The organism is Candidatus Lernaella stagnicola (assembly GCA_030765525.1).
Taxonomy (GTDB): domain Bacteria; phylum Lernaellota; class Lernaellaia; order Lernaellales; family Lernaellaceae; genus Lernaella; species Lernaella stagnicola.
The window spans coordinates 1-25,656 of record JAVCCK010000031.1 but is presented as its reverse complement, the minus strand read 5'-3'; the positions used below and the strand labels follow the sequence as shown (position 1 = coordinate 25,656).

Here is a 25,656-nt window from a genome sequence, read left to right as displayed (position 1 = left end):
ACTTACAACAAGGCCGACAAGCCGGTGATCGCTCCGCTCATATTTTGCAATTGGGCCAAAGCCAACTCCATTTGCGTAAATTTGCCGGTGAGCCGTTCCCGAATGCGTTCCAGGTTGAGTTCCACTCGATTTATTCTCTGGTCGGTATAGCGAATCTGGCTATTGATCGACTCCTCTTTGATTTTCAAAATGCCGTTCGTGCTATCCATATAGCGATCGATCATGCGATCGAATTCCTCGAAGACACCGGCGGTAAACGTCACGTCGCCGTACGAGCCGATTGACTGCCCGGTAAAGTAAATTGCCAGCCCTTCCACCGGCGTATCGTTGGCGCCCATCAACGTGTTTTCGCCGTAACTGTACGTGGCGTACCCGCCAATGGTGCCGGCCAGATTCTCGCCCACACCGGTGATATCGACGGCATACGTGCCGGCCTCGGTGTTCTCACCGCTTCGCAAGAAGGAAACGGCCGAATTTTCCGTCGTACCCGCGGCGGTCAGAAGCTGCACAACGTCGTCGAAATCATCTTCCAGGGCGTCGGTCAAATCGCCGTCGTCGATTTCCAACCGGCCTTCGCGATTGTTGGAGATGCCGATTTGCGACATCAGTGTGTAATCGCCGCCGTTGGAGATTGTGGTGTAGGTGATTTGGCGCAACCCCCGAATCAGACTGCGCAGCATCGGGTCGCGATCGGTCGCGCCGGTGCCGGTCTTTTCATCGAGGTAATCCATCAAGCCGTTGTACTCTTCGACGAAGGTGGAAATGTTTTCCTTGATGGCTTCGGCGTTGCTGGACACGCCGATCATGTATTCGTTATCGGCGTCGATTTTCTTCAGTGTCACGTCCAACCCGGTGACGATATCCGTAACCTTATTGGAGCTGCTGTAAACATCCACGCCATCGAACAGAGCGTGAGCATTCGCGGCTGTGGCGGTTTCGGTGAACGCCGGGATGGTATCCGGACCGCTCATGCTGCTCGTGTCGATCGTGATCGTATTGTCTTCGCCGGTTTCGTCGGAACTGATGATCAAACGATACGGCGTCGAAGCGTCGCCATCGTCCAGGATCGAGGCACTGATACCGGGCTTCGGATCGTCGTCCTCGTCAAGGCCCCAGTCCAGACTATTGATGGCATCGCGCAGCCCCGCCACGGTGTTGTTGGAGCTGTCGATGGTCACATCGCGAAACTCGCCGGAACCCAACGTAACGCGGACCGTTCCGGTGCCGATGTTGTCGTTCACGCTGGAGAAACCCTGACTGACTTCCTTTTCGTAGGTCGCCAGGGACAAAACTTTCAATGTGTGATTGGTCGCCTGTGCGGTGGAATCCGCGGCAACCTGGAAATGTTCGTCGTCTTCGTCGTTGGTGGAGATAGAGACTTTTTGAAACTCTCGTTGGGTATTCATCGAAGAGATGACCGAGCGAAAAGACGAAAGCTTGGTGCGCAACTCGGACAAGACGCTGAGCCTGTCCTGCTGCGCCTCTTTCTTGCCCTCCAGGCGGTCGAGCGGGCGACGCTCGATAATCATGAGTTGGGCAACAATACCCTTGGTATCGATGCCCGAGATGCCTGAAAAACCGACGCCCGACGAAGACATAAATTAACCCTTTTTTCCGCAAGTTAACGTTAACCATCGGCAGGCACAGGTTACCGCGTTAGCGAAACCTCGCGCCTAGGTTACTATTTTCACGAGCAGACCTTTGAACGCATCGTTGGGTTCGTTGAGTCGTTTCATAACCTTGGCCGCTTTGAGCATTTCCTCCTGTGGAATCTCTAGTAAAACTTCACCGGAGTCGCGGTCGAGAACCCTAACGATCACGCGTTTAAGATCAGGATCTTCCGCGAATTGCAGCCTTGTTTTTTTGACTTCGTATCCCAGCGATTGTGTTAGATCATCGAGGGCCTTCGTGGCCAATGTCGACAACCTCGAAACGGTCTCTTTCCGCACCGCTTCCTGGCCGGGGTCGGCGGCTACCGCCTTTTTGACCACCGGAGAGGATGCTTCGGCCGGCGCGTTTATCGATCTGGTTGAATCGTCTTGGTTGCTACCCGCCCGCGTTTTGCCTTTCGGTAAGAGAGCCTTTGCCGTCTGCGCCACTGACTCTGGTTTGGTAACCGAAGTCATCACTATGCCTCCCGTCCTACTAGTCCCTGGCGTGTGTTTTACCACACGCCAGGGACCCACACACTATAAAACTCTTAGGCGAGTAGGCTCAACGCGACCGTGGGCGACTGATTCGCTTGTGCAAGGATGCTGATACCCGCTTGGACCAAGATCGAGTACTTGGTCAGATTCGCCGTTTCGGCCGCGATATCGGCATCGCGAATCCGCGATTCGGCGGCGGTCAAGTTTTCAACCACAGTGTCGATGTTATTGACAACCGACTCAAGGCGGTTCTGCAAGGCGCCGAGATCGGAACGACGAGTAGCAACTGTTTCGATCGCCGAGGATACCGTACCCAAGGCGCTCTGCGCGTCACCGACAGTGGAAATCGTTGAAGTCAGGCTCAAGGCCACCGCGTCAACGTCGCCAATGGCAATGTTCAAGGTGTCGTTGCTGCCGTCGGACAGACCGATCTGGATGGCGACACTCAGGGTGCCGTCCAAAAGGTTGGTCTCGTTAAACTTCGTCGCATCGGCAATGCGCGTGATTTCACTGAGCATTGCATTGTACTCCGCGGACAAGAACCCGCGCTCCGTGTCGCTCAACGTTCCGTTGGCGCTCTGCTCGGCCAGCTCTTTCATGCGAACGAGCATGTTGTTGGTTTCGTCCATCGCGCCTTCAGCAGTCTGGATCATCGAAATGCCGTCACTGGCGTTTCGGGATGCCTGACCCAGGGCGCGAATGTTGGACCGCAATTTCTCAGAAATGGCCAAACCCGCGGCGTCGTCACCGGCTTTGTTGATACGGAAACCGGAAGACAGACGTTCCAGGGCGCGGCCCAAGCCGGCGTTACTGCGGTTAATTTGTCGCTGGGCATTCAGAGAGAGTACGTTGTTGGTAATTCGGAGTGGCATTAGAAACCTCCTTGTTCATGAGTTCGTTACGTTCCGTGTAACAATGAATGTAAGTTGATCGGCTTCCCGATCGGTGGCCGGTCAGCCGACCAATTGACCTAACCGCGAAATCCTCCTTTCCATTTTTTTTGAGTTTTCAACCGTTCACTTCTTGTTATCGGCATTTGTCAGCAAAGCTTAACGAGAAAAGCTGTCAACTGCAAAAAATATTATTAGCGGTGAAAGATAAATGAAATCAGATAATTACTTGGTCTCACCTTCAGTAAAGTGAGAAGCGCGCAGTTCGGGAAAGAGCAAATGCCGCGTTGAATAGGGCGCATCTTTCAGCACAACCTGCCGGCCAATGAGTCGTTCGGCGTGAATAATGATGGGCCCTTTAAGGTTAGCGGTCATCTCGGCCGGGTCGGGGCGCAAGCTGAGAATCACCAAAACGTGCAACTCTTGGGCGCTTGTCACGCGCAACGCGGCCAGTTCGTCGCGTTTGATCTTGATGTGGTAATCCGGGAAAAACATTTTAGGATCGGTGATCGGCACCGCGAGTTCACCTTCGTCAAGCGACTGTAACCACTTAAAAGGAGAATCTTTTTCATGATCCAGCATGGCAAAACGCTGTGATTTCGGGAACCCCAGCAGCCCACCTAGAAGGTGAATCACCTTGTCGGTGCGTACTTCGATTCGCCCGAAGCGAGTTGTTTCCACCGAGATCATTTCAACCTTTTGTTCTTCGCTCACGGCTTATCCTCACTCGTCCTCGGCCGGTGCGGCCTGGGCTTTACGCTCGCGTACCAAATCCATGGCGGCTGTCATTTGGTCGGCCGTCGCGGCTGCAGCTACGCGGTTTTCTTCTTGAATACGGAGATACACTTCTTCCCGATGAACCGTTACATCCGAGGGGGCCTTGATACCTATTTTTACTTGGTTTCCACGAATCTCTTGAATATACACCTTGATGTCGTCGCCTATGGCGATCATCTCGCCGGACTTCCGGGTCAAAATCAGCATTAGCCGTCTCCAGGATCTCCAGACCCCAATGTCAAAGGTACAGCATGCAAGCTATCGGAGAACGCCCCTGTATAGTGGTTAGGCGGTGATAAATCAACCGCCCTGCCCCTTGCGTATAATGTAAAATAGTTTCTTTATGCGAAAAAGTCCAGGAAGTTTTGATTGAGCAAGCGGGCGGATATCAAACGGTTGGCTTCCAAGATCTGCTCTTGTTGCGCGAACTCGGTGGTTACTTCGGTTATGTTAATGTCTTCTACGTCGGACATAATCGCGATAAAGGAATCGCGCAATTCGTAATTATCCTCTTTGGCAATTTCGATCCGATTGGCGCGGGCGCCGTTGATTGTCGTCCACATCAATGTTTGATCCAATGCGTCCCCCAAATCCGCGATGCGGCCACTGATGGCGGCCCGGTCGCCACTGGCGACATCGATCGCCGTATCCTGCAACAACTGCATGATGTCCAACGGTCCCTTGAACACCTCTTCGCCATTGAGGTTGATCGCCATGAACTCGCCCTGGGCGACCTCAACCTCGATGTCCTGCCCCGGCGCACCACCGAGGTAGTTACCGGCGTCATCAAAGGGCGCGGTCGTGGTTTCGTAACCGGAGAAGATAAAGCGGTCTCCGAACTTGGTGTTGGCGTTTCGCAATACCTCTTGATAGATGTTGTCCATTTCGGCGGCGGCTTGAAGAAATTCATCCGGGCCCGTGAGAGGGTTGTTGACGCTCACGGCCAATTCAATGTTCCGTTGCAGCCGTTCCACGATATTGTTCATGGCGACATCGGTTTGCGACGAGTACGTTTCGGCGGTGCTGATATTGCGTTCGAATTGGTCGAAGCGAGAGATCAACTCGCGCAACTCGAGCACTTTGGTCGTGCCGACCGGATCATCGGACGGCCGGTTGATTCGCCGCTGCGTATATAGTTGTTCCTGTAGTCGGTAGTATTTGTCTAGATTCACGCCGATATTACGACTGACATTCTGAAACATCATGCTCGTGGTGATTCTCATTTCACCCTCCTAGTACTCGTATCGGCCGGGCCGGCGACGTTCCTGAAACCTTTGTTACTGCCGCAGGTTGTTCAAGATATCGGCCAAATCGCTGGCCGTATTGATTAGCCGCGCCGCCGCTTGATAAGCCTGTTGGTAGCGAACGAGGTTAGCCATTTCCTCCTCGATGGACACGCCCACTTGGCTTTCCCGGTACGTTTGGAGCTGATAAAGAATGGCCTCGGTCTGCTGCACCTGCCGCTTCGTATTTTGGGTTTCGATACCGATTTCGCCGACTAGCGTGCCATAGAATTCGGACAGCGTTTGCGTACCACCGCTCAGCACGTCCACGCTTCGTAACTCCCCAATCAAATTGGCGATACGGTTATCGCCCGTGGCGTCGATTTCGCCGGCGGCGATGGCATTCAAGTCTGCTTTGATCGCCGGGTCGATTTCGATGAGCCGCGCCGCGTCATCCGCGGTTGCCAGAGGCGCAAAGAAATTGATGCCGGTGTTGCCGTTCAGGTTAAAGCCGGTCGTGTGCAGGGCGTTGACTTCGTCGACCAGGGTGAACGCCATTTCGTTCAGCCTGGCTTTCGCGTCGGAAACCTCGGTGTCGCGCGTGTAGATCATCCCTCCTAGCCTGCCGCCGCTGATTTCGCCCGTGATGTTGGCTTCCTGACCGCTGGAGCTGACAAAGTACACGTCGAAAAGGTTTTCGTTGGCCGCGTTGGCGCGAACTTCCAGTTGCGCCGACTGGTTGCTTTCCACCAGGGTTCGCCCCAAACCAGTCGACAAGTTAATGCTGCCGTCGGTAAGTTCGAAGTAGGAAAAGTCGATTTCCTCGGCCAGGCTCGATAAATACTCGTTACGCACCGTACGGTAGTCGAGGGCGTCACCGCCGCCGTTTTCGATGCTGGAGATACGCGCGTTGATGTCGCCAAGTTGTCGAAGAACGCCGTTGATGTCGGCAACGGTTTCCTTCACTTCGCTATCGACGCTGCGCTGCATCGAAGTCAGTCGTTGGTAGGTGATGTGGAATCGTGACGCGAGAACTCCCGAGGTGCCGCGCAGGCTGCCGCGCTCGGCCGCGCCTTGCGGATTGTTGGCCAGATCCGACCAGGCGCTCCAAAAGTCGCTCAGCGTCGCGGCCATACCGGAGCTTTCGCTGGACTCGTTGAACATGTCTTCCACTTCACCGAGCACCGTGCCGCGGGCGTTGTAGTAATTGTAATCCATCATGCCGAGCCATACGCTGCGATTGAAAAAGCGGTCTTCGGCCCGCTGAACGGTCGAAATTTGGACGCCCGCCCCGCGGAAATCAATGCCTTGGTTGTCGTTCTGCCTCGTGCCGAAAATCGATTCCTGGCGCGCATAGCCCGGGGTGTTGATATTGGCGATATTGTGCGCGGTGACTTCCATGGCCATTTGCTGCGCGTTGATGCTGGACACTCCGATGGACATCAAATTGGCTAGACCCATGACTCATATCCTCCCGCTGCCGGCCACGCTGGGACCGTGCGCGGTGGGACCACGTACGATTTCCTCATACGTTGGCGGCTCTTGTATCTCTTGGATGATGAGGCGACGCAGGTTGATGACGAGCCGTAAACTGTGATTGATACGCTCGCCGTTATCCTGAATTCGACCGGCCATGTCGTCGGCTAGTTGGCCGAACACATGGCGGACCTTCAGCAAAGTATCCCGTAGCTTCCCCGGGGCGTGTTCAGCCAATTGTTTGAGGGTAGCCTTTTCCTCGAGACCGAGGGCCTGCGCGATGCCCGAGGCGATCTCCTGCCGCTGGTAATCAAGTTCCTGCACGCGGTTGTGCAACTGCACTTTCGCACCGACGATCGTGGCCAAACCCTCGGTGTCGAAACACGCAATGGCGCCTTTTTCCTGTTCGAGCAGCACGCGCAGATCACTGAACGCGGCAAGTTGCTCGCCCAGTACGGCTATTAATTTTTGGTATTCGGTATTCATCCGAACCATCCCTTTCCAGACCCAACCGGTAGTCTCCGGTTATCTAAAGGAAAGGGAGGCGCCTTGGTTAGCGATACAAGGATTCGATCAAGGACGTATTGATCATTGCCTCGGCGATTTTGTCGGCCGGGCGTTCATAAGTACCCGCCTCGACTTCCGCCTTGATCTTGTTTACCAGAGCCATCCGCACTTCATCGCCGGCTTTTACATCGGCGCCGATCTGCTGCAGGCTGACCGCCTCTTCAGAAAAAGTGACTTTCTCTTCGGGCATGGTCGCCGCAGCTTGTTCCGGATTAACCGCTTGGTTCTGGGTCTTGGATTCAGCCTTGTGCACCGCATTTTGAATTTGAACTACATTTTCATTTTGGACTTTCATCCACGGTCTCCCGTTGTGTTCTAAATCACGTTTCGGAATCCTACCAGATTCCTTTAGCTCTTTTTAGGATTATTCCTAACTTTTTTTCCTATGGTAGGGGGGATTCCGTCGCGAAGTGGTCCAAAATGGATCAAAAATTGGCCCATCCTTACCTTTTGTGGTCCGATTGTCACAGAGCGTTTATACGGGTAAAGTCTGCCCGTTTCTCGATCATCTAATCGGCAAAATCTGCCTGCGTTCGGGCCGCATTAACAGCCGCCGCGTTTTGATACGCGCCGGATGCCTGGGCGGTCGTGGATTTCAAATCTCTCAGTTCGGGTCGCGTGTTTACCATCCAGTCGTAAATCATCGTGCTCAACCCGAATTGGCGCGTGTGACTCATCTCCCGAGAAAGATACTCATCCTGCATGGATTCGTACACGCGCGTAGCGTTGTTGTCACCGAAAAGCCCTTGTTTCATCGTGGTTTTTCGCATCGCGCGAAACATCATATGAAGGAACATTTCCTCGAAACCCTCGGCCACTTTCCACAACTTTTGCGCCTTCCCGGCGGAGCTTGGGTCCTGCGCAACGTGGTCGAGGCGAGCGGCCAAAGCGGCAGGCTGCCCGGTCTCGACCAGAGGGGCGATGGCGTCGGCGTTGAGGATCGTCATCTCGTTCATCTTCAGTTCCTCAAATGATCTCCAGTTGGGCCTGTAAAGCCCCGGCAGCCTTGATTGCTTGCAATATCGCTACCAAGTCCCGCGCCGAGACGCCCACGGCGTTGAGCGCGGTGACCAAATCGCCGATGGAAGTTTGTATCGGCAACATGAACATCTGCCCACCGTCCTCGGTGACCACCACGTTCGTGTTTTGTGTCACGACGGTTTGGCCGCCCGAAAGAGCTCCCGGTTGGCTGATCACCGGTGTCGTGGCGATCTTCACATGGATGTTTCCGTGGGCGATGGCCACAGGCGACAGGCGCACGTTCGAGCCCATCACCACGGTGCCGGTTCGTTCGTTGACAATGACCTTGGCGATTGTCTCGGGCTGGACGTCGACGTTTTCGATACGTGCCATCAGCGCGGGGATGTTTCCCTTGTACGCCTCCGGAACCGTGAGGCGGATCGTCCGACTGTCCACCGCGCGCGCCCCCTCGCCGCCCAGGTCTTGATTGATGGCGTTGGCGGCGCGCATCGCCGTGGAGAAGTCTTGGCTACTCATCGCGATGGTAACTTCCTTCAACGCGTTCAGCATCACGGTGACTTCGTGTTCCACCATCGCTCCGGACGGCACGATACCCGCCGTCGGGTGGTTTTTCGTTACGCTGTCGCCGCCGCCGCCCGCCGCGTAGCCGCCGATACTCACGGCGCCCTGCGCCACGGCGTATGTTCTACTATCGGGTCCTTTGAGCGGGCACATAATGAGCGTGCCGCCTTGCAGACTTTTCGCGTCGCCGACCGACGACACGGTTACGTCGAGCTTTTGCCCCTGGCGGGCGAAGGGGGGCAGCGTCGCGGTAACCATCACGGCGGCGACGTTGCCGCTTTTGATGTCGCGCTGTTCGACTTTGACGCCCATGGAGGTCAACATGTTGAGGATGCTGTTGGTGGTCGAGCGCATCGAATTGCCGTCACCCGTTTTGTTGAGACCGACGACCAATCCGTAACCGACTAACTGGTTGGAGCGCACTCCGCCGAAGTCGGCAATATCCTTAAGACGCGCGGCGCCCGCCGGAACAGCAAACGCCACCGTTACGAAAATCGCGATGAGCCATGCCAAGCGTTTCATGCCTTCCTCCCTAGAACGGCCAGACGTTATCGAAAGCCCGCATCATCCAGCCGGGCTTCTGTTTGTCACTCACGACGCCCTTGCCGTAGTAGGTGATGCGGGTGTCGGCAATGCGCGTGCTTTTGATCGAATTTGTGGAGTCGATATCCTCGGGGCGGGCGATTCCCGACAGCGTGATGATCTGCTCTTCGCCGTTGACCTTGATCATGCGTTTGCCGCGGATCAACAGATTCCCGTTCGGGTACGATTCCACGACCGTGCACGTCATGGTGGACACGACCTTCGTTTCCCGCGAAGTTTCGCCGGTGCCGTTGAAATCATTTTTCGTCTTGGCGGCCACCAGCGAGTCCAGATTCATGTTCGGCCGCGAGCGCGCCAAGCTTTGTTCGAAACCGAGCAATCCTTGGATACCCGCGCCGACACTGCTTTCGCGTCCGGTTTTGGTTTTCGCTTTGCCGGTGGCGGAGCTGTCCTCGACGATGGACACGGTCACCAAGTCATTGATGAACGCCGCGCGGTGATCGCTGATCGGATTGCGGAACTGCTCGCCTGGAAAAATACTGCCCAGGCCCCGCACCGGGCCCGAGCGGCCGGGAATGTAGTTGTCGGTAAAATCGACCACTTTGTACCCGTTGATCGGCGAAAGCGGCGCAGATTTGGCGCTGATGCAACCGGCCATCAGCAAGACCGCCGCCAGCAACACAAGCGCCAGCACCAACGTCGAGCCCGTGAGGCTTTCCCGACGCCGGCGGTTTTTTTCTTCCATGCGGCTGAGAGTCCGGTCATACACACCCGCCCCGAGCCAATCATGAATCAAACCCGCCTGTGGCCGCCTGGCGGGCTTGCGGTTTTCCTCAACATCCTTTTTCAAGGCGACTTTGACGAGGTTTTCTTCCATCGAAATCTCTCCTTAGAACAGCACGACCACGGTGTTGCTGTTCTCAACCCGCGCGTGAACGACGCGCTTACTCTGTACGTTTTCAACGCGAATCACTTCGCCCAACGCGCCGTTTTCCTTCGCGACGCCAAACGCGGTAACGACCATCTTGTCACGCCGTGCGACAACCACCACGGCGTCGCCGCGCCGTACGACCGGTACCGGATCGAGCGCCGCTTCGGTAACGATTTCTCCCTCGCGGATCGTGTGTCGAATCCGCGCGCCCAGGAGCTTGCTCCTATCGGTTTCCGGCAAGGCCCGGATATCGGCCAGGTCGACCCGCTTGGGCACCAGGTCGCGATCGGAAAGCAACACACCCCGGTTTAGTTGGTGCGCCGCAACGTAGACCGTCGCCTGCACATGCACCCGCACGGTGAACGACCCCCGCCCGGCCGGGTGACCATCGACGCGGTATTCCACGACGTAAGTATGCGTGCCGGCGAGGTTGTCACTGGGGCTGTGATAGATCCGCGCCGCCACGTGACCGGGCTCAGCGGTAAGCGGCATATGGTCGCGCACGATTTCTATGTCGTACCGATCGGCGGGCCACGGTGCGCGGGAGCGGATGTGTTCGATCACGACTTCGCGGCCGGTTGCCGGGTCGATTCGGAAGCCGGGCCGCTCAACGCGGATGCGCGGCGGCGTGGCGATGTAGTCGAGGCCTGCGTCTGCCAGTTTTTGTTTGACGTAAGCGCCGCTGAGCGTGCGGGACTGCCCGGGATGGGGCGATTTCATCAGCACGACACGACGAAGATGGTCACCTGCCGTGACGCCCGCCGCCTGCACCAGATGCGCCAGGGTAATCTGCTCGCCGCGCACGGTAACGGTCTCGGGCACCATCGGCGCGTCCGCCTCGGACCAAGCGAGGCTTGCCGCCGCCAGCGACACGAGAACCACGATGAGCAGGCGTTTGATCATTCCGTCACCCTTATCCAATCACTCGGGTGGCCGCTTGCAGCATTTCGTCCGCTGTGGAGATGACGCGCGAACTGGTTTCGTAAGCGCGCTGAGCACTGATCATGTTGACCATCTCCTCCACAAGATTGACGTTGCTCATTTCCAAGAAACCCTGGGCGAGAGTGCCAAGGCCGTTTTCGCCGGGAGTACCCAACTCCGGCGTGCCCGACGCGCCGCTCTCCAAGTGCACGTTGCGGCCCATGGCCCGCAAACCGGCGGGATTGGCGAAGCGGGCGACTTGAATCTGGCCCACTTCCTCGGATGTCGCCTCGCCGGTCTGCGTTACGCTCACAGTGCCGTCCGGCGCGATCGTGATGTCGGTGGCTTCGGCGGGAATCGAGATTTCCGGTTGGAGCACGTACCCGTCGGGAGTGACCACGGTACCCTCCGAATTCAAACGGAAGTTGCCAGCGCGGCTGTAGGCGAGTTCGCCGTTGGGCAGCAGCACTTGGAAGAAACCGTCGCCCTCGACCGCGATATCCAAGTTGTTTTGGGTCTGCTGGAAATCGCCTTCAGTATGAATTTTTTGGAGGCCGCCGGTACGAACGCCGAGACCAACCTGTACGCCGCCCGGACCGGCGGTGCCGGCGGCGGTAAGCGAACCGGGCGCTTTTTGGGTCTGATAAAGCAGATCCTGGAAGTCGACGCGGCTGCGCTTGTAACCCGGCGTGTTAACGTTGGCCAGGTTATTGGAAATGACGTCGATTTTCAGTTGTTGGGCTTCCATCCCGGTCGCCGAAGACCAAAGAGCGCGCATCATAATCGTATCCTCCTTCGGGCCGCGTTAGCTCGGCATCTGGCCGAGTTGTTGGGTGGCGCGCTGGTTGAGTTGGTCGACCAGCATGATCACCCGTTGGTATGCTTCAAAAGACCGTCCGGCTTGAACGATCCCGACAACTTCGTGAACCAAATTGACGTTGCTTCCCTCGACCACCCCTTGGCGAACATCCGGTGTTTCCATCGGCGTGGCGCGGGTTAATTGCGTGGGGCGAAACAGCTTGCCGCCGGCTTTCTCCAGGGTTTCGGGATTCTCGATGTGGGCAATTTGCAGCCGGCCGATTTCCTCGCCCGCCTGATACAGCAGACCGTACTCGTCGAAGACCAAGTCCACGGCCAAACCGTCCTGGAGCTGCAGCGGGCCGGTGTCGCCCACGACAATGTTCCCCTCCGTGGTCACTAGTTGCCCTTCAGCGTCGAGTTGGAAGTTCCCGGCGCGGGTGTACATGGTGCCGTCGGGGGTGTCGATCGTAAAAAAGCCGTCGCCGGCGATGGCGACGTCGAGTTGGTTTCCGGTGACCTTCAACGCGCCCGTCGCAAATTGAGTGTGAGTTTGCATCTGGTCCTGAATGCTGTGCATTTGCCGGCGGTCGCCGGTGAACCGCTTCTGTTGAATCTGCGCGAGGTAGGCGTTGAAACTCAGCGTATCGGCCTTGTATCCATTGGTGTCGGCGTTGGCCAGATTGTTGGCGATTACGTCGAGACGCTTCATCTCGTAAAGGCTGCCGGCTACGGCGTTCCAGATCGTGTTTTGCATTGGCACACTCCTCACTCGGGCTTACCTGGGTTCGGAGCAAGGACGGTGCCAAGCCGTCGCACTTTTCCTAACCAATTGATTTTGGCTTGTTTTACAGTTCCCAAAGCACACCGAAAACGCTCTGCCCCGGCGCTTTTTGCCGCCCCCGGGGTGGCAAGGGTTGCCGCCGCGTCGATGGGCGGCCGATGGCCGCGGGTGGTGGGGCCGATCCCCGGCGTTGCGACGCAAACACAATTCGCCGCGCCGGCGATTGGATATTTCACATTGTCGTCCGAGTTGCTAGAATTGCGGCGTGAAAATTACCGGGCCGTTGCCCGTACTGTCAGAGGAACCTTTCCATGACCCTGTCGAAGACCTTGATTGCGTCTACCCTGATCGTCGCGCTCTGCGGTTTGGCGCTGATGTTCGCTTGCTCGTCCAGTGAGGAAGGCGCAACCCTGCCTCGGGATAATTCCGAGGACGACGAAAATCCCGACTCGGAATGCATTACATGCGAAGACAACGCGGATTGCGTCGCGCAACTCGGCGAGGGCACAATTTGCAAAAATGGTTGTTGCGTGGCGACCGATTGCGATGTTACCTGCGAAACCAACGCCGATTGCTTCGCGGAGTTGGGCCCCGGTTACGTGTGCGACGATAGTTGCTGCGTCGACCCCACTGCCCCCGGCGATGACGATGACGACGCAACCGACGACGACGCGACCGATGACGACGACGACAACGATGACGACGCCGATGATGATGATGACGATGACGATGACGACAACGATGATGACGACAACGACGACTCCGTCGCGCCGCCGACGTACCCGAAAAACCATAAGAGTAGCTGGTACTGCTATTTCTGCCACGACACGAACTTCCTGGGCGTGACGCCGCGAGAACCTCACAACCACCAGTATTCAAACGACCAATGCACGGCCTGTCACAAAAAGGGCACTTGGCAAAACGATCCCTTTATGGGTGGGCATTTATGGGCGCTGGATTGCTTGAAATGTCATCAGGACCAGCACGACAAGCAATGGCAGGAGAAGGCGCAGTGTCTGGTGTGCCACGGTCAGTAGAAACACAAAACCCCCGGCCACAATGACCGGGGGCGTTTTCTTCGAGAACTTTTTGATCTTCCGTTAGAGCTTCTTGATCTTCCGTTCGGTTTCCACGCGGCGGCGCGCTTCGGTAACGAGGCCAAGAACCTTGACGTTCTTGATTTCGACCGGCGGAAAGCGGGAAGGATCGTTCGAATACAGGACCGTCCCCAGCGGGCGACGAATGGTGACAACATCGCCATGCTTGATGACCAACAGGGTGCGCGGCGTCAAACGCTTGGGCACCTTGAGGTTCATGAGGATCAGATCACCTTTTTCGATTTCGCCCCGCATCCCGGCGTCGGGCATGCGAATCGCGACGTAATCGGCGTCGGGCCAATTGGGCGCGAGCATATATTCGGTGCAGGTTTCTTCATTGACGACCGGCCCTTTGGCGCGCGGATTGGCCCACGCAGCGGGCGTCAACAACGGAATGGCTTTGAACTCGGCGTCGTAAGCGGACGGAACGTCCTCGCCAATGACGATCCGGAAGCCTTTGTGCATGTAGGACTCGGCTTCGCGGTATTTGGGTTCCCATCCGTATACGAGCCAGTTCGGCGTAATGCCGCATGTATTGCAGATTTTCTTAATGACCTGGAAGTTCGGTAGCGCATCACCTTCGAGGTAGCGTTTGATCGTTGGTTGGGCGACGCCCACCATACGACCAAAGCGAGAATATACGCCGTTCGCGTACTCTTTGACGAGTTGCCGGACCCTTTCGCTAAACTCTTTGTTCTTCATAACGTCTCCGCTTGCGTTGCGCCGGTTCCGAGATGTTGCAATCTAGGGTGTCGGACTCGCGGCGGTAGGTTGATGATCCGGGAAAGTAGCTGATGCTCCTGGATTGGAAACAACCTCTGACTCCTCCCTAAATTCCTATCCCCAATGGTCAGGTTTTCCAACCTCTCTGCTTCGGTTTTATACCGAAGCCAAGGTTTGATGATTTTCTCGTTCTAGCGATCCATCGCCACCTATATTATGCTACATGCAACATTTCCAATTGTCTGTTGTTTTTCTTCAAGCTACCTTGAATCCAAGTGAACTATACTCATTTGCACACCCGCCTTCAAGCCCCTTGTGCATTGTTCCCGTGTTTCCTGCAAATTATTATTATCAAATAAAAACCTGTTATTTATGCCGGTTGAATCAAATTTAGGAACCTTTATCAACACGAATAACAACAAACGACAATATGTTAATAGTACTGTTTGCTAATTAACTATGGCACCGAGAGCATACTTTCCGCCCGATTTCGGTATTCCCTACTACATCACGTTTTTCACTATTTCGTGAGTCGTCGAGGCCGTCTCTGTCCGTTATCGGTAATTCAGTTTGCCGCGAAGTGGCCCACATCTTCGTACGTGCGGAAACTTGGTTGGTACGGGTTTGTTCTCTATTCGATCGATTCGGATTGCAGATCGGCGCCGGAACGGCCGCCGTGCAGAGCAAGTTCCTGGCGTACCGCGTTGGCGACAGCGTAGTCCATCGGCGTCTTATCGTCGCTGGTTTTGGCGTTTACCGGCAAGCCCAGTTCGATGAAGAATCGCACGGTATCGACCTGTCCCGACTTAGCCGCCATATGCAGCAACGTCGCGTCAGTGCCCCACCCCAAATGGCTGATATCGGCGCCGCGATTCACGGCGAGGCGAATCAAGCCGGTTTCGGCGCCTTTTTCCACCATGAGCGCGAAGGGATTTTCTTGCGGGTTATCGGCGGTCTCGGCCGACGCGGCCAGGTGGTTGGGATCCGCGCCCAACTCCAGCAACAGGCGAACCAGCGCTTGGTTGTCCCGGTCGACGGCCTCGCCCAGCAGGGTTCGTCCCTGGCAATAAACAGGGTTGAAGTTGGGCGTTAACGCCAACAACCGGGTCAGCCTGATCAAGTTGGACGCAGCCACTACGCCGCAGATTCTTTCGCGGGTAACCGGAATCGCACCGCTGGCTCGCAGAAACTCGGCGACGTCTTTATGGCCTTCTGCCTCGGCGTATCCCAGCACGTTGTAACCGTGCCAATCGGCACGATTCATATCCACACCCAACTGTACCAGCGTCTTTACGTTTTCCAGATCGCCGCTCTTGGCGCACAGGTGAAGCGGGCCGGTGCGACCGAGTGGGTCGGCGCCGAAATGCAGCCACCCTTCCCGCCGTTTCTGCTTGAGGAAATCGATCATCGCCTCATCAGCATGGTCGAAAATAACGCCCAGCGGCGAATGGCCGTCGGCGGCCACGGCTAACAAATCAGCGTGCTCGCCGATCAAGTACTGAGCGACTGCCAAACGCCTTTGTCGCAGATCCTCGTTGTCGGCAAAGCGTGTGTAGTAGTCGCGCAACGCCAACAGCAACGGCGAGGCTTGCTGCACGGCTGAGAGGGTGTCGATCACCGCGCCGTGCCCACGAACGAGGAAATCGGCAACTTCGGCCGAAAAAATGGAATGCATCGGCTCGCGGCCGGCATCGCGATCGACGGCGGAATCCGTCTCCGGGCTGAAATAGCGCGCCACGGCTCCGCCGGTGATCAGTTTCTGTGCCGTATCGACATCGGCGGCCGTCGAAAGCGGGAACACGCCGGATTTACCCGCGCTATTGGGGTTCGCGCCGGCGTCGATCAACGCGTCGATCGAATCAATATCGCCACGCCACGCCGCAACATGCAGGGGCGTTCCCCACAAATCTATGTCCGGAAAAAGGCGGGCGGGAACGTTGGGGTCGGCGCCGATAGCCAGCAGGAAGTCGATTTGGTCCCCGTCACCCCGGCGTGCCGCAGCCACGAGCGCCGCGTCTTCATCGCCGATAGTGAGGTCAGGAGACGCGCCTGCGGCCACCATTTCGCGAATATAGTCGAGGTGGCCTTTACGGGCGGCGATCGCCACGCAAGCGTGTTTGGGATCGGCGCCGTGCGAAAGCAGCAACTTGGCGATGCCCACGTGACCACTTTCGGCAGCCAGACAAAGCGGGTGAGTCCTGCTGAAGCGACGCGGTATGCCGGCGCCGGCTGTGATAAGCGCCTCGGCGGCGGAGTAATTCCCAAGCCGAGCTGCCGCGCCGAGCGGGCGAACCGTGGCGGTTTCGCGGTTGACGTCGGCGCCGTAGGCCGCCAGGGCTTCGATACTTGCAGCGTCATTTTGCTTGACGGCCGCCACCAGCGCGGTTTCTTCGTCCGGGGCGACGGCGTCGGGCTCGGCCCCGGCTCCCAGCAACATGGCGAGGATTTCCGGTTGCGCCTCACGCGCCGCGACGACGAGAAAGGGCGCTCCGGTTTCGTTGATTTGATTGGGGTTCGAGCCTTGGTTCAAGGCGGTTTGTACGGCCATGGGGTCCAGAGACTGCATCGCGTCGGACAGGGGAATCATCCGCTCACAGGCGGTCGCGCAAAGCACGCATCCCGCGAGCATCAGGATAAACAGAAGCGGCCTGATGGTACGCATATGAGTCTCCCTACGATTGCCGGACAACGCCGTTTTTCTCGCATGCGGCGTCATTTATTGCAAGTTGCTCAGAAACGACGCCGCGTCCCGCAAGCGTCGCAAGACGCGCCGAAACGCAACCTCGGTGCACTCCGAATCGTGATATGCGACCTCCAATGTGACGGCGTGCAGCCACGGCGAGGCTTTCAAGTGCCGCATGACACCGGGCCAATCGACGCTGCCTTCGCCCGGTACCAAGTGCTGGTCGTCGCTGCCGTCGTTGTCGTGCATGTGTACCGCAACCAAACTCGAACCGGCTTTCGTTAGTTCGCCAAGCACGTCGCCATCAACATGAGCGTGACCGATATCCACGCAAATGCCGAAACGCTCTTGGTCGAACTCACGACAAAAAGCCAGTAGGTCGGTAACGGTCGAGGCGCGCGTCATCACGTTTTCCAGCGCCACACGCAAACCGAATTCGCGGGTTCGTTCCCAGTATTCTTCCAGCGAACGCCGGTACGTATCACGCGCTTGGTCGATCGTAAAACGTCGATAAACATCCAGCGGGGCGATGCTGCCGTTGCCGTTGGGTTCGTCGTACTCGTCGCCGGGACCGTGCTCGACAACCAGCGGGCAACCCAGATCGGCGGCTACGCGACTAAGGTGCACCTTGGCGTCGATCGCCTCGCGCCGCCACGCTTCGTACGGCTCGGAAAGGCTCAGGTAATGGAACTGCGGCGTGCCCCGGCCGGTGCGAAAGGGCAGATGCAAGGTGTGGGCGCGGACGCCGAATTCGTCGAGCCACCTGCTTAACTCCGCCACGGCAGACGGGCTGTACCAGTCGAAGTGATCGTCGCCCTCGCCGATCTCCAAGCGCGCGAAACCGTGTTCGGCCAGCGCGGCAATATGCCACTTTTCGATTTTCCCGAACGAGCCGGAAATCAACATGGTGCTCAAGCTCATGTCCATCGCCGCTAACCCTTTCCTTGTCTCGGAATCCCGCCCAACGCGCGGGATGTTTCTTTATAGCGACCGCCGGGGCCGAACGAAAGCGACACGGTCGCTGAAAATGAAAATTGACGCACTGGCTTTGGCTCATTATGTTTTGTTTGGCATAAAAATAAGACTTTGGTGTGATTGAGAAAAAAACAGGAGACCCATCATGGAAAGGCAACCGAATCTCGAATGGCGCAGCGAACAAGTCGGGGCCACCCGAAAGGGCACCAACGGCCACAGCAAACCGCCCAGCGAGTCGCCGCTCACGATATCCTCCACCAATCCGGCGACGGGCGAGTACCTGGGCACTGTGGCCGTCACTTCACGGGACGAAGGACACGAAGCGGTACGTCGAGCGAGGTGGGCGGCGAAAAAGTGGGCGCGAACCTCGTTCGAAGAGCGAGCGCAATACTTGCGGCGGGCCAACGAGATCATCAGCGATAGGTTGGATGAAATCTCCTCGCTGATTTCACGGGAGAACGGCAAGCCGCGCGTCGAGGCCGAAAGTTCCGACATCTTGCCGGTGATCTACCACAACGCGCATTTCGCGCGTCAGGCGCCCAAAATACTGAGCGGACACGGTGTGACGATGCCGTTTTGGAACCTGTTGGGAAAATCCAGCAGGTTGCGCTACGTGCCTTGGGGTGTGGTGGGCATTATTTCGCCGTGGAACTACCCTTTCGGCATTCCCATGACACAAATCGCCATGGCCCTCATCGCGGGCAACGTCGTGGTGATGAAACCCAGCAGTTCGGTGCCCCTGATCGGCGAGATGATCCGTGAAATTTGGGAATCGACGGGCCTGCCCGAGGATGTCGTACAGATTATTCAAGGACCGGGCAAGCTTGGTGAAGTATTGATCGAGGAACCGGTTGACCGCCTGATCTTCACCGGTAGCGTGCCGATCGGTCGTCACCTGGCCATGCTGGCGGCTGAGCGTCTGCTACCCATCACGCTCGAACTGGGCGGTAAAGACCCGGCGGTGGTGCTGGCCGACTGCGATCTCGACGCGACGACCAGTGGCATCCTGTGGGGGGCGATGGCCAACGCGGGTCAAACTTGCGCCGGGATTGAACGCGTGTACGTCGAGCGACCTATCTACCGCGATTTTGTGCGGATGATCGTGAAAAAAGCGGGGCAATTGCGCGTCGGCGCCGACCACGATTTCGATGTCGATATCGGCGCGATCACCAGCCGTAGCCAACTCATGCAAATCGACCGCCAAGTGCGGCAAGCCGTGGCGGAAGGAGCCCATGTACAAATCGGCGGACACATCGTCGAGGACTGTTGCGGCGACTTCTACGCCCCGACGATTTTGACCAACGTCACCCAAGACATGCCGATCATGCAGGAAGAAAACTTCGGTCCGGTGTTGCCGATCGTACTCTTCGATTCACAGGAAGAAGCCATCAACATGGCGAACGATTCGACCTTCGCCCTGTCGGCCAGCGTCTGGAGCGGCAACCGGCGTCGCGCGCGCCAGGTCGCCGAACAACTCGAGGCGGGAACGGTAACCATCAACGACAGTCTCTACACCTACGCCCTGGCCGAAACGCCGTGGGGTGGCTTCGGGGAATCAGGCGCCGGCAAGACCCACGGTCGCGAGGGACTGTTTGAAATGGTGCGCACGGTGCACATTTCCTCCGACTTCGTGCCGTGGATAAAAAAGCCGTGGTGGTATCCATACAACGGCCAGGTGCGCGAGACCTTCTCGGCGTTGGTGAAGGCTCTTTCCGGCCGGCAGGTCGCCCGCTCCTGGCTGAAGGCGCTGCGACATTTGCCGTTGAGAAAAAAGCTGTAGTCGGCTTTCCCGTGTAGATATTCGATGCCGCCTTTTATTACGCGCCGGATTTGCGCAGAATACCGGCTATGCAAAAGTATGAAACGATTATTCCAACGGACATGGCAGGCGTGCGGCTGGACCAGGCGGCAGCCTCCCTCGTGCAGGATTTGACCCGCAGCCGCGCCGGTCAATTGATCAAAGAGGGACACATCACTCTCGACGGTCACCCGGCGAAACCGGCCACCACGGTACGGCCGGGTCAGCGACTGGTCGCCGATATTCCACCGCCGCCCGCGTCGGGTTTGCGTCCGCAGGCGTTAGACCTGGACATCGTGTTTGAAGATGAGCATCTCCTGGTCGTCAACAAGGCGCCGGGAATGGTCGTGCATCCCGCGGCGGGTAATCCGGACGGCACGCTGGTCAATGCGCTGCTGCATCACGTTCCGGCGCTGGCCGACGCCGCCGGCGAGGACCGACCGGGCATCGTGCACCGCTTGGATAAGGGCACGAGCGGCTTGCTGGTGGTGGCGAAGACCGGCCCGGCCATGCAGGACTTGCAGCGCCAGTTTGCGCAACGAACCGTAACGAAAAAGTACCTGGCGCTGGTAACCGGTCGACCGCGGGATATCGAAGGCCGCATGGAAAACGCCATCGGGCGTCACGTCACCAACCGCAAGAAGATGAGCAGCGTGACCGTCAAGGGCAAATCGGCGACGACGCTCTACCGAGTCGAATCGAGCACCGGCGAGGTCTCGGCGTTGACATGCACTCTGTTGACCGGACGCACGCACCAAATTCGCGTCCATTGCGCGGAAAGTGGTTGGCCGCTGGTCGGCGACGACTTATACGGCGGCGTGCGGCCGCTCCATCGGTTGACCGATCCGGAATTGCGCGCGGCGTGCCAAGCTCTGCGGCGGCCGGCTTTGCATGCCCGCGAGTTGGGTTTTGAACATCCGGCCCGTCGTGCTTATGTTGAGTTCACCGCGCCGATCCCCGGCGATCTGGCCGCTATCTTGGAGATCGTGGAGAAAAGCAATGCCTGACCTTCCCTTTTGGCGAAGCGCTCTATTGGAATCGGCCGGTTATCGTGCCCGGTTCTTCGGTCGCGAAGGCGGCGTCAGCGAGGGACACTTTCGCTCGCTGAACTTGAGCGCCCGGGAGGAGGGGCATCCGGATCACCTGGCCGAAAACGAACGCCGGGTGTTGGCCGCTCTGGAAACAGACTCGCTGTACCTGCCCGCGCAGGTTCACGGCAAGCGGGTTCGCCAACTCACGCACAAAGAACCTGCCGTGGTGCGTGGTTCGGAAGGCGACGCGGTCGTAACCGGCGTTCCGGGCCAGGCGATAGGCGTGTTGACGGCCGATTGTGTACCGATTTTGATCGGTGCGGTGGACGGGCGAGCCGCCGGCGTGATCCATGCCGGTTGGCGCAGTTTGTTGGCAGGGATCATCGGCGAAACGGTCGAACGCTTGACGCGGGCGTTTTCCTTGGAGCCTGGTGACGTGGCCGCGGCCGTGGGTCCGGCGATCGGTCCCAAAAACTATGAAGTCAACCGTGACCTGGCGCTGGCGTTCTTGCACGAGCGCTTCGATCTAACGGCGGTGATTTGGCCCGATCGGCGCCGCAAGCCGCACATGGATTTGCGTTTGATGGCCGTCAAGGACCTGCTTCACGCGGGCTTGGTAAGTCAATCGATCGAAATCGTCGGTCCGACGACCTTCGACGAGCGATTGTTTTCCCACCGCCGAGACGGCGGACAAACGGGTCGACAGCTTTCGGCGATCGTCGTCCCCGGCGGCTGATTAAAGGAGTGTGTCGCGAAAATGGGAACAGGAAAAAAAATGCTTGACAAAGCTATGGGCAAATAACATGCTTTCTTTACGAGCAAGCCTAACTGTGATTCGTGTTCCCGTTTTTCACCGAACGACTTGGAAGAAAATATAAGAACACGTTCCTTTAATTTCAATTGAGCCCACTGAGCTCTTCGATCCTGATTGGGGGATCGATAAACAATCTTAAATGACGCCTACGACTATGATTTTGCCGGTGTCAAAGCCAAAATGGAGTTGATCGATGCCTGACGATGTGTTCGAAGATGGTCCGGACTTGCAAGAAAAATTAGATGAGACCATCGAAGCCGAGAAAGATGCCAAGGGAAAGCCGGCGGCCAAGAAAAAAGCCGCAAAACCTGCTGGTGAAACCGAGCAGATTAACATCAAGGCGCTGAAAAAGAAGAAAATTTCAGACCTGCTTAAACTCGCACGCGAGCTTAATGTCGAAGGCGCGACCGGCTTACGCAAACAAGATCTCATTTTCGCCCTGCTGCAGGCTCACACCGAACGCAACGGGATGATCTACGGCGAAGGCGTCCTGGAGATTTTGCCTGACGGCTTCGGTTTCTTGCGCGCTCCCGATTACAACTACTTGCCGGGGCCGGACGATATCTACGTCAGCCCGAGTCAAATTCGGCGCTTCAACCTGCGCACCGGCGACACCATCAGCGGCCAGATCCGCCCGCCGAAGGAAGGCGAGCGTTACTTTGCGTTGCTGAAAGTCGAAGCGATCAACCACGAAGATCCGGATCAAGCCCGCTATAAGATTCTCTTCGACAACCTGACCCCGCTGTATCCGATGGAGCAGTTGGTCCTGGAAACCGAAGAGGACAACTACTCGATGCGCATCATGGATCTGGTTTGCCCCATCGGCAAAGGCCAGCGCGGATTGGTCGTTTCGCCGCCCAAGGCCGGTAAGACGATGATTCTGCAGGCCATCGCCAACTCCATCGCGCACAACGAAAAAGATGTCGTGCTGATCGTGCTGCTCATCGACGAGCGGCCCGAAGAAGTCACCGACATGATGCGCAGCGTGCGCGGCGAAGTGATTTCCTCGACCTTCGACGAGCCGGCCACGCGCCACGTGCAGGTCGCGGAGATGGTCATCGAAAAAGCCAAGCGCCTTGTCGAGCACAAGCGCGACGTGGTGATTTTGCTCGATTCCATCACGCGCCTGGCCCGCGCCTACAATACCGTCGTGCCGCACTCCGGCAAAATCCTTTCCGGTGGTGTCGACGCCAACGCGCTGCACAAACCGAAGCGCTTTTTCGGCGCCGCGCGCAACATCGAAGAAGGCGGCAGCCTGACGATTATCGCCACGGCCCTGGTCGACACCGGCAGCCGCATGGATGAAGTCATTTACGAAGAGTTCAAGGGCACCGGCAACATGGAGATCCACCTGGATCGCAAGCTGGCCGACCGCCGCATCTTCCCGGCCATCGACATCAACCGCAGCGGCACCCGTAAGGAAGAGCTGCTGCTGGATGACGCCACGCTGCAACGCGTGTGGATGCTGCGCCGCGTGCTCAGCCCGCTCAACACGATCGACAGCATGGAGTTCCTGCTCGACAAGATGAACGGCACGACGTCCAACGGCGCGTTCATGGAGCTGATGAACCAGTAAGCCCGGCTTTTGAGGAATCTTCCTTCACCGGCGGCCCTACCAGGGTCTCTGTTCGGTATTGCCCTTTCGTGCCAAAATAGGTATGAGAAACAGGGAAATATCAAAGGGATGCCGCATGACTGACAAAGAACTCATCGCTAGAGCGTATAAGAATTGCCATCCCGAAGAGCCTTTGGAGCCAACCGACCCCCGATGGGTCGACCTCGACGAAAAAGGCGTGCGTGGTCGTGACCGTACGGGTCGGCTTCTTTTCAACCGCATCGAAACGGCGCAAATAGGTGAGGATTTCGCGCGCATTCTTTTTTCCGGCTTCCGCGGAAGCGGCAAGAGCACGGCGCTAAGAGGCTTGGTTCATACCCTGCAAGAAAAGGATTTTACGCCTGCTTATGTCGACCTCGAAGAATTCCTGAATCTGCAGATTCCGGTGGCGCCTTACGAAGTGATGCTAAGCATCGCTGGGGCGATAGACCAAAAAATCAGTCCCTCATCGGACACGGGTTCTTCGATTTTAGATCGTATTTTCGCGACGCTGCAAACCGAAATCGAAATCAGAGAAGTCGGCTTTTCGTTGCCGGCCGGAATTAGTCTGAACGCGGAAATCAAAAAGAACCTTTCGTTCCGACAAAGCCTGCAGCGGCATATTCACGAACAACAAAAGCAACCTATGGTCATTAAAAAGTGTCGCGAGTTTATTGTCGAAGCTGTAGCCACGTATAAGAAGAAATTCCCGACAAAGCATGGTTTAGTGATCGTGTTGGATAACTTAGAGAAGTTAGGCGACGTGGGCACGCCGGAAGCGCGTACGAGTGTCATCAATCTCTTCAAACTCCACGCTGACGACTTACTGCTGCCGTGCCACACCGTTTACACGATTCCGCCATGGCTACGCTTCGTGGAGACCTGGAGATCGATAGGCAGCAAACTCGGCGAACCGATAACCTTGCCCATGGTGAAGGTTTGCGAGCCGGAAAACGATCGTCGCGAAAACGACAGTGGAATCAACAAGATGATCGAGATCCTGGCGAAGCGCTTTGACATCAATGCAATTTTCGGCGAGCAATCAGGCGAAGTCTTACGTGAAGTGGCGGTTTTTTCGGGGGGATATGTACGCGATTTGTTACGCCTCGCGCGAGCGATTTTGACGCGTATCAACTACAACGAAGATGCATTGCCGTTGTCGGTTGAAAAAACCAAAGACTGTTTGGAAATCGAGATCGAGGCGTTGGCCCAACTATATGACACTTCGCTTTACCAGGATGACGTCGAGGACCTTCTCACTGTGGAAGAAACTCACGACGTGCCGCCGGGGCGGATAGACGTGGACCGTCCCGCCGGTTGGTTCGATAATCATTTCCTACTTTGTTACCATAACGGACACCCATGGTACGACCTGCACCCGCTTATCAAATACAAATCTCAACGTTTCCAACGATTGAAACGCCTCACACAGGCTGCCCATGAGTCCAGCGAAAAAGAGTGAACCTGTAGCGCTCGGACCCAAGGGCGAGGAACAGTTTGACTTACTCACCTCGGCGCTTGAACTCGGCGATAAGTTTGAACTATTCCTGATACTCTCGGAAAATCGTCTCGTTCGTGACGAAGTCCTCCGACGCCTTGCGACATCGAAGCAAGAAACTTTGCCCGCTCGTATCCTGGAATACGACCTTCCGTCAAAGCTAAAACAACTAGTGGAAGACCTTATTGTCACCAGCGACGAATTTTCGCCGAGGCAGGCGCTCATTGTAACGGCGCACGGATACGCGGACGAACTACGTGCCGGTTGGCAAGTCGCTCTGCGTTTACTCAACGAGCGCCGGAACATGTTGATACAAGGCGTTCCTCATGCGATCTTGTTGACCGGCCCGCCGTGGTTAGCCGAATTGTGTGCCGGCGTTTCGCCGGACCTATGGTCCGTGCGTTCCCACGTTTTTCTTTTTCCCGACCCCCCGCCCGACGCTGGGTTGTCCGACGATAGCTACCGCCGGTTCGATCGTAACCCCTACCAACATGAATTGGAATCCCCCAATTATTATATCGAACTTGCCGAAGTGTTTCGCGATTCAAAACACGACGAAGAGAAAAAACTGCGTATTGAATTATTGTCGAAAGCCTCGGACGCATACCGATTACGTGGTGATTGGACCGCCGCGTTGAACCTTTTACGTAGCGTCGTGGGTCCCTTATGTAACGAACTCGGCGACGTGCGCTCGCGCGCCGTGACCCTCGGCAAGGTCGCCGACATCCTCTACCGACGCGGCGAACTCGACGAGGCCTTGCGCATCCGCCAAGAAGAAGAGTTGCCCGTCTACGAAAAAATCGGCGACGTGCGCGAGCGCGCTGTGACCCTCGGCAAGGTCGCC

General features: G+C 57.1%; 25 protein-coding genes. 7 read left to right on the top strand and 18 right to left on the bottom strand.

What is annotated here, in order from left to right; genetic code table 11:
• Positions 1–2: 2 nt before the first annotated feature.
• The 15 genes from fliD to flgF form a co-directional block, all read right to left on the bottom strand.
• Positions 3–1,598 carry a flagellar filament capping protein FliD gene (gene fliD, locus P9L99_14355; protein ID MDP8224539.1) on the bottom strand — a complete coding sequence of 532 codons (1,596 nt, stop codon included), beginning with the start codon at positions 1,596–1,598 and terminating at the stop codon, positions 3–5.
• 75 nt (positions 1,599–1,673) lie between these two features.
• Entirely contained in the window at positions 1,674–2,126 is a 453-nt protein-coding gene (locus tag P9L99_14350; GenBank protein MDP8224538.1) for a flagellar protein FlaG, read from the bottom strand.
• Between the two features lie 74 nt (positions 2,127–2,200).
• Complete coding sequence (locus tag P9L99_14345) at positions 2,201–3,019, bottom strand: flagellin (GenBank protein ID MDP8224537.1); 819 nt, start codon at positions 3,017–3,019, stop codon at positions 2,201–2,203.
• Positions 3,020–3,262: 243 nt separating this feature from the next.
• Positions 3,263–3,751 carry a flagellar assembly protein FliW gene (locus tag P9L99_14340; protein ID MDP8224536.1) on the bottom strand — a complete coding sequence of 163 codons (489 nt, stop codon included), beginning with the start codon at positions 3,749–3,751 and terminating at the stop codon, positions 3,263–3,265.
• A gap of 9 nt (positions 3,752–3,760) precedes the next feature.
• On the bottom strand, positions 3,761–4,021 hold the full coding sequence (gene csrA, locus P9L99_14335; GenBank protein MDP8224535.1) for a carbon storage regulator CsrA: 261 nt from the start codon (positions 4,019–4,021) through the stop codon (positions 3,761–3,763).
• Between the two features lie 134 nt (positions 4,022–4,155).
• The gene (flgL, locus tag P9L99_14330) at positions 4,156–5,037 is read right to left on the bottom strand and encodes a flagellar hook-associated protein FlgL (GenBank protein ID MDP8224534.1); all 882 of its coding nucleotides are present in this window, start codon (positions 5,035–5,037) and stop codon (positions 4,156–4,158) included.
• A gap of 54 nt (positions 5,038–5,091) precedes the next feature.
• Positions 5,092–6,498, bottom strand: a complete 1,407-nt coding sequence (gene flgK, locus P9L99_14325; protein ID MDP8224533.1) for a flagellar hook-associated protein FlgK — start codon at positions 6,496–6,498, stop codon at positions 5,092–5,094.
• 3 nt (positions 6,499–6,501) lie between these two features.
• Positions 6,502–6,999, bottom strand: a complete 498-nt coding sequence (flgN, locus tag P9L99_14320) for a flagellar export chaperone FlgN (protein MDP8224532.1) — start codon at positions 6,997–6,999, stop codon at positions 6,502–6,504.
• Positions 7,000–7,066: 67 nt separating this feature from the next.
• Entirely contained in the window at positions 7,067–7,375 is a 309-nt protein-coding gene (gene flgM / locus P9L99_14315; GenBank protein MDP8224531.1) for a flagellar biosynthesis anti-sigma factor FlgM, read from the bottom strand.
• A gap of 214 nt (positions 7,376–7,589) precedes the next feature.
• Positions 7,590–8,036, bottom strand: coding sequence for a rod-binding protein (locus P9L99_14310; GenBank protein MDP8224530.1), 447 nt, complete (start codon positions 8,034–8,036; stop codon positions 7,590–7,592).
• A gap of 10 nt (positions 8,037–8,046) precedes the next feature.
• On the bottom strand, positions 8,047–9,144 hold the full coding sequence (locus tag P9L99_14305; GenBank protein ID MDP8224529.1) for a flagellar basal body P-ring protein FlgI: 1,098 nt from the start codon (positions 9,142–9,144) through the stop codon (positions 8,047–8,049).
• A 10-nt stretch (positions 9,145–9,154) separates the two neighbouring features.
• The gene (locus P9L99_14300) at positions 9,155–10,042 is read right to left on the bottom strand and encodes a flagellar basal body L-ring protein FlgH (GenBank protein ID MDP8224528.1); all 888 of its coding nucleotides are present in this window, start codon (positions 10,040–10,042) and stop codon (positions 9,155–9,157) included.
• Between the two features lie 12 nt (positions 10,043–10,054).
• The gene (gene flgA / locus P9L99_14295; GenBank protein MDP8224527.1) at positions 10,055–10,999 is read right to left on the bottom strand and encodes a flagellar basal body P-ring formation chaperone FlgA; all 945 of its coding nucleotides are present in this window, start codon (positions 10,997–10,999) and stop codon (positions 10,055–10,057) included.
• Positions 11,000–11,009: 10 nt separating this feature from the next.
• Positions 11,010–11,798 carry a flagellar basal-body rod protein FlgG gene (gene flgG / locus P9L99_14290; GenBank protein MDP8224526.1) on the bottom strand — a complete coding sequence of 263 codons (789 nt, stop codon included), beginning with the start codon at positions 11,796–11,798 and terminating at the stop codon, positions 11,010–11,012.
• A gap of 24 nt (positions 11,799–11,822) precedes the next feature.
• Entirely contained in the window at positions 11,823–12,572 is a 750-nt protein-coding gene (flgF, locus tag P9L99_14285; protein MDP8224525.1) for a flagellar basal-body rod protein FlgF, read from the bottom strand.
• 338 nt (positions 12,573–12,910) lie between these two features.
• Between flgF and P9L99_14280 the strand changes: the two genes are divergently transcribed.
• The gene (locus P9L99_14280) at positions 12,911–13,636 is read left to right on the top strand and encodes a hypothetical protein (GenBank protein MDP8224524.1); all 726 of its coding nucleotides are present in this window, start codon (positions 12,911–12,913) and stop codon (positions 13,634–13,636) included.
• A gap of 63 nt (positions 13,637–13,699) precedes the next feature.
• Here P9L99_14280 and P9L99_14275 read toward each other — a convergent pair whose 3' ends face one another.
• From P9L99_14275 to P9L99_14265, 3 genes are all read right to left on the bottom strand, one after another.
• Positions 13,700–14,398, bottom strand: coding sequence for a helix-turn-helix transcriptional regulator (locus P9L99_14275; GenBank protein MDP8224523.1), 699 nt, complete (start codon positions 14,396–14,398; stop codon positions 13,700–13,702).
• A 652-nt stretch (positions 14,399–15,050) separates the two neighbouring features.
• A complete protein-coding gene (locus P9L99_14270; protein ID MDP8224522.1) occupies positions 15,051–17,081 on the bottom strand; it encodes an ankyrin repeat domain-containing protein in 2,031 nt (676 codons plus the stop codon).
• Between the two features lie 54 nt (positions 17,082–17,135).
• Complete coding sequence (locus P9L99_14265) at positions 17,136–18,023, bottom strand: sugar phosphate isomerase/epimerase family protein (GenBank protein MDP8224521.1); 888 nt, start codon at positions 18,021–18,023, stop codon at positions 17,136–17,138.
• 199 nt (positions 18,024–18,222) lie between these two features.
• Here P9L99_14265 and P9L99_14260 point away from each other — a divergent pair, with 199 nt between their 5' ends.
• From P9L99_14260 to P9L99_14235, 6 genes are all read left to right on the top strand, one after another.
• Entirely contained in the window at positions 18,223–19,857 is a 1,635-nt protein-coding gene (locus P9L99_14260; protein ID MDP8224520.1) for an aldehyde dehydrogenase family protein, read from the top strand.
• Positions 19,858–19,925: 68 nt separating this feature from the next.
• Complete coding sequence (locus P9L99_14255) at positions 19,926–20,882, top strand: RluA family pseudouridine synthase (protein ID MDP8224519.1); 957 nt, start codon at positions 19,926–19,928, stop codon at positions 20,880–20,882.
• Positions 20,875–21,642, top strand: a complete 768-nt coding sequence (gene pgeF, locus P9L99_14250) for a peptidoglycan editing factor PgeF (GenBank protein MDP8224518.1) — start codon at positions 20,875–20,877, stop codon at positions 21,640–21,642. The genes P9L99_14255 and pgeF overlap by 8 nt, the downstream gene beginning before the upstream one ends.
• 406 nt (positions 21,643–22,048) lie before the next feature.
• Positions 22,049–23,296 carry a transcription termination factor Rho gene (gene rho / locus P9L99_14245; protein ID MDP8224517.1) on the top strand — a complete coding sequence of 416 codons (1,248 nt, stop codon included), beginning with the start codon at positions 22,049–22,051 and terminating at the stop codon, positions 23,294–23,296.
• A 115-nt stretch (positions 23,297–23,411) separates the two neighbouring features.
• The gene (locus P9L99_14240) at positions 23,412–24,776 is read left to right on the top strand and encodes a hypothetical protein (protein ID MDP8224516.1); all 1,365 of its coding nucleotides are present in this window, start codon (positions 23,412–23,414) and stop codon (positions 24,774–24,776) included.
• A gap of 340 nt (positions 24,777–25,116) precedes the next feature.
• The coding region (locus P9L99_14235; GenBank protein ID MDP8224515.1) for a hypothetical protein at positions 25,117–25,656 on the top strand (540 nt) is incomplete at its 3' end.